This window comes from Streptomyces sp. NPDC002265 (genome assembly GCF_040296125.1).
Lineage (GTDB): Bacteria > Actinomycetota > Actinomycetes > Streptomycetales > Streptomycetaceae > Streptomyces.
Genome location: NZ_JBEOWS010000543.1, coordinates 1 through 4,278, shown reverse-complemented (window position 1 = coordinate 4,278; position 4,278 = coordinate 1). Strand labels below are relative to the sequence as shown.

3 protein-coding genes and 1 pseudogene are annotated in these 4,278 nt (G+C 75.3%); 2 read left to right on the top strand and 2 right to left on the bottom strand.

The annotated features are described in order from the left end of the window. Positions 1–301 (bottom strand): annotated as a pseudogene (locus ABT085_RS44420) (hypothetical protein); the annotation flags it as partial. Between the two features lie 92 nt (positions 302–393). On the opposite strand from ABT085_RS44420, the gene ABT085_RS44415 reads away from it, so the two are divergent. Then, positions 394–1,812, top strand: a complete 1,419-nt coding sequence (locus ABT085_RS44415; protein WP_351622355.1) for an FAD-binding oxidoreductase — start codon at positions 394–396, stop codon at positions 1,810–1,812. 38 nt (positions 1,813–1,850) lie between these two features. Here ABT085_RS44415 and ABT085_RS44410 read toward each other — a convergent pair whose 3' ends face one another. After that, positions 1,851–2,327, bottom strand: a complete 477-nt coding sequence (locus tag ABT085_RS44410) for an SsgA family sporulation/cell division regulator (RefSeq protein ID WP_351622352.1) — start codon at positions 2,325–2,327, stop codon at positions 1,851–1,853. A gap of 252 nt (positions 2,328–2,579) precedes the next feature. Here ABT085_RS44410 and ABT085_RS44405 point away from each other — a divergent pair, with 252 nt between their 5' ends. Continuing rightward, positions 2,580–4,070 (top strand): RDD family protein, encoded by a 1,491-nt coding sequence (locus ABT085_RS44405; protein WP_351622350.1) that lies wholly within the window; start codon positions 2,580–2,582, stop codon positions 4,068–4,070. Positions 4,071–4,278: the final 208 nt, after the last annotated feature.

Here is a 4,278-nt window from a genome sequence, read left to right as displayed (position 1 = left end):
GGCCCCTGGTTCCTCGCGGCGGGGCCCCACCCGCCCCGCCCTGCCCCCCCCCCCCCCCCGCCGGCACCCCGCCCCTGACCGCGGCCAGCGCCCGCGCCCCGTACGCCTGGGCCCCGAGCGCCGGAGCAGGGCGCACCACGGCCGGCCGCCGCGTCGTCGTCGCCGTCGGCAGCAGCAGCAGCAGCGTCGCGCCCAGCGTGGTGCACACCACGGCCGCGACGAGCAGCAGCCGCCGGACGACACGCCCGGCGGAACCCGGCCGTCGGGACGAGGTCACGGAAGTCGGTGGTTGTCCGTCCATGGCGCTCACTGTGCGGGAGCGCGGCGACCACATCGCGGCAGCCGAAGGGAGCCGCGGACGGGGTTCACACCGATGGCCGCGAGTGCGAACCTGTGATCATGAGCCGTATCGAAGCGCCTCGTGACGAAGCGACCGGAAACACGACCGGAAACCTCCTCGACCGTCTCCGGGACGGCCTGCCCGCCGACGCGGTCCTCACCGACCCCGACGTCACCGCCTCGTACGCCAACGACATGGCCAGCTTCTGCCCGGCCGGCGTCCCGGCCGCGGTCGTGCTCCCGCGTACCGTCGAACAGGTCCAGCACGTCATGCGGGTCGCCACCGAACTGCGCGTGCCCGTCGTCCCGCAGGGCGCCCGCACCGGCCTGTCCGGCGGCGCCAACACCTCCGAGGGCTGTATCGCGCTGTCGCTGACGAGGATGGACCGGATCCTGGAGATCAGCCCGGTCGACCGGATCGCCGTGGTCGAGCCGGGCGTCGTCAACGCCGTCCTGTCCCGGGCGGTCGACGAGCACGGGCTGTACTACCCGCCCGACCCCTCCAGCTGGGAGACCTGCACGATCGGCGGCAACATCGGCACCGCCTCCGGCGGCCTGTGCTGCGTGAAGTACGGGGTCACCGCCGAGTACGTCCTCGGTCTGGACGTGGTGCTGGCCGACGGCCGGCTGATGTCCACCGGCCGCCGCACCGCCAAGGGCGTCGCCGGGTACGACCTGACCCGGCTGTTCGTCGGCTCCGAGGGCTCGCTCGGCATCGTCGTACGGGCCGTGCTGGCGCTCCGGCCGAAGCCGCCGCAGCAGCTGGTGCTGGCCGCCGAGTTCGCCTCCGCCGCCGCCGCGTGCGACGCGGTGTGCGAGATCATGGCCGGGGGCCATGTGCCGTCCCTCCTCGAACTCATGGACCGTACGACGGTGAAGGCCGTCAACGACCTCGCCCGCATGGGCCTGCCGGAGACCACCGAGGCGCTGCTCCTGGCCGCCTTCGACACGCCCGACCCGGCCGCCGACCTCGCGGCCGTCGCCGCCCTGTGCGAGGCGGCCGGTGCCACCCAGGTCGTACCGGCCGACGACGCCGCCGAGTCCGAACTGCTGCTCCAGGCCCGCCGGATGTCGCTGGTCGCGCTGGAGGCGGTCAAGGGCACGACGATGATCGACGACGTGTGCGTGCCGCGCTCACGGCTCGGCGAGATGCTGGAGGGGGTCGAGCGGATCGCCGAGAAGTACCGGCTGACCATCGGCGTCTGCGCGCACGCGGGCGACGGCAACACCCATCCGACGGTCTGCTTCGACGCCCTGGATCCCGACGAGTCCGCGCGGGCGCGCGAGTCCTTCGACGAGATCATGGCGCTCGGCCTGGAGCTCGGCGGCACCATCACCGGCGAGCACGGCGTGGGCGTGCTGAAGAAGGAGTGGCTGGCGCGTGAACTCGGGCCGGTGGGGCTGGAGATGCAGCGGGCCGTCAAGCAGGTCTTCGACCCGCTGGGCATCCTGAACCCGGGCAAGCTGTTCTGACCCGCCCCGCGGCTCCCCGCCCGCCGGGAGCTCGCGCCTCACTCCCCGTCCTGGGACTCGTCCGACGGCCACGGGTCGCGCAGCCACAGCTCGTCCACGGGCGTCGGGGTGAGCAGTTCGGCCAGGCCGTCGTCCAGCCCGAGCTGTTCGCCCTCCGTCCCCGGCGGCACCAGCCGCAGCGTGCGCTCCAGCCAGGCCGACACCTGCGCCGCCGGGGCCTCCAGCAGCGCGTCCCCCTCGGGCGCGCTGAGCGCGATCAGCACCACGCCCCGGCCCGCGACCTTCGTCGGCCACACCCGCACGTCCCCGTGTCCGCACGGCCGGAACACCCCCTCCACCAGCAGCTCACGGGCGAAGGTCCAGTGCACGGGGTGCTCGGAATGGATGTGGAAGCCGATGTGGACGGCGTACGGATCGGCTCCGCGGTAGGTGAGCCGGGCGGCGACGGGGATGCTGTGCTCCGGCGACAGGATGAGCGTGAGCTCCAGCTCGCGCTCGACCACGGTCTCCTTCATGGCGTTGCGTTCCTCTCTCGTCTCTCGTGCGGGGCCGCCGGGATGGGCCCGCACGAGTGAGAGAGGCACGGGAGGCAACCATTACGCGGGTTCGCGGAACTTTTCTCCGGCACTTCCTTCCGAGCGTGTGAAGCAGATGCACGAGGTTGCCCGGAAAGGGGTGGGTCGGGCGGGAGTGGCGGTGCGGATTGCGCTCGTCTGATAGATGTGGAGGCCCTCATTTGACCTCCGAGCAGATACGGGACGACGGACATGAGCGCCCCAACCCCGGCATCCGGTGACGACAGGCCCCGCGAGGGCTACTACCCGGACCCGTCCATTCCTGGCTATGTCCGGTACTGGAACGGTGCCTCCTGGGTACCGGGCACCAGCCGTCCGGCCCCGTCCGACGGAGCGCCGCTCGTCCCGCCGGCCGCCGCCCCGCAGCCGCCCGCGCCCGCGCCGGTCGAGGAGACCGGCCCGCACTTCTTCGACGAGGACCCGCAGCCGCGTCCGGTCACCCCGGCCGAGGCCCAGCACGGCAGCCGTCCCGAGCCCGCGTCCGCCTGGGGCGCCGACCCCTCCCGGCAGTCCGGCTTCGGCGCCGGCCAGGACCGCCGGGTCTCCTGGGGCACCGCGCAGGGCGCCGACCCGCGGGTCCCCGCGTCCGACGGCCACCCGTCCGGTACGGACGGTACGGCGACGCCCGCCGCGGCCGCGGACCCCGGTGAGCGCGCCGTCGACGACTCGTTCGTCCTGCGCCGGCCGACGGCCGGGCCCGCGGCGACTCCGGGCACCCCGGCCGGCCCGGCCCCCGGCGACGTCCCCCGTCCCGGCGGCCCCGGCGGGGACGACGGCACCATGACCTTCCGGCCCGTACCCCCGCGCGCGGAGCAGCAGGACGGCGCACCGGGGGCGGGCCCGCAGGGGCCCGTCGGAGCGCCCGCGCCCGGCGCCGCCGCACGGCCCGGCTTCGGAGCCGGGAAGGCCGCGGCGGCCCGCGCGGCGGCCGCCCAGGCGCCCGCCCAGGCGCCCGGACGCACCCCCGCGGCCGCCGGTGTCCCCCCGCAGGCCGCACCGCTCGGCCGGCCCGCCCCGGCCCCCGCCGCTGCCGCTGCGGGCGGCCTGCCGATGACGCCGATGGGCGGCGGGGCGGGCGGCGGACAGCCCTCCTGGGCGCAGCAGGTGCACCGGCTGGCGGGCGCGCAGGACGGCGGGCCCGTGGCGCCGTGGAAGCCGCCGGTCGAGGACGTGTTCCAGGCGGCCGCCCGGCGTCAGGCGGCGGCCCGGCCCGCGCGGCTCGGCAAGCGGTTCGCCGCCCGGTTCGTCGACACCCTGGTCCTCGCGGCGGTCACCGCCGTCGCCGCGGTCCCGCTCGGCACGAAGGCGGTCGACCACATCGACGGGAAGATCGACGCGGCCAAGCTGTCCGGCCGGACCGTCACGGTCTGGCTGCTCGACGGCACGACGTCGGTGTACCTCGGGATCGTGCTCGCCGTCCTGCTCGGCTTCGGCGTCCTCTACGAGGTGCTGCCCACCGCCCGTTGGGGCCGCACGCTGGGCAAGAAGCTGCTGGGTCTGGAGGTACGGGACATCGAGGGCCACGAGCCCCCGGCCTTCGGCGCGGCCCTGCGCCGCTGGCTCGTCTACAGCGTTCCCGGGCTGCTCGGCTTCGGCGTCGTGGGCGTCCTGTGGTGCCTGTTCGACCGCCCGTGGCACCAGTGCTGGCACGACAAGGCGGCCCACACCTTCGTGGCGGACTGACCAGGGCGGTCCGTCGGTCCGTACTCCGGACGGCCGCTCGCCGGATGCGGAACCGGGGGGTTCGAGGTCGACTCGGGCCATGAGCAGCGAACCGCCCCCCGGCTCCGGACCGCAGCCACCGGACGACGACCCGTTCAGAAAGCAGCCCCCGCCCGGGCCGGGCGCCGGTTCGCCGTACGACGCGCCCCAGGGCGGCCCGCAGACCCCG